This is a genomic window from Flavobacterium pygoscelis, assembly GCF_023162025.1.
Lineage (GTDB): Bacteria > Bacteroidota > Bacteroidia > Flavobacteriales > Flavobacteriaceae > Flavobacterium > Flavobacterium pygoscelis.
In genome coordinates, this window is record NZ_JALNUB010000046.1 from 1 (window position 1) to 434 (window position 434).

Annotated in this window: 1 pseudogene; it reads left to right on the forward strand. The window is 34.6% G+C overall.

The window, feature by feature from the left end:
• Nucleotides 1–434, forward strand: a pseudogene (locus MW871_RS16305) (tryptophan 2,3-dioxygenase family protein); the annotation flags it as partial.

The window sequence follows — 434 nt, forward strand, 5'->3', positions numbered from 1 at the left end:
TAATTGATCTTCGCTTTAGGGCAACTATAGATAGAAATACGCCATACGAGCATGCTTTTGAACATTTGTATTGGCAAGCAGCAGGGAAAGATTATCACACAGGGAAGAAATCATATCTTTTGTTAGAGTTTGAGAAAAGGTATAAAAAACAATTTCTCGAATATATGGAAGAGTATAATACCATAAATCTTCTCAGAAAGTTTAAACAATTACCTGAAGCTGATCAAAAAAATCCAGAATTGGTTGCGGCAATGCGTCACTACGATAGAACTGTAAATATCACTTGGGTAATGGGTCATTTTAACGCAGCTAAAAAGTACATTGAAAGTGTTCCAGGAAATCATGAAGCTACAGGTGGTAGTGATTGGAAAAAATACATGTTGCCAAAATATCAAAAAAGAATCTTTTTTCCAGAGTTGTGGAGTGAAGAAGAA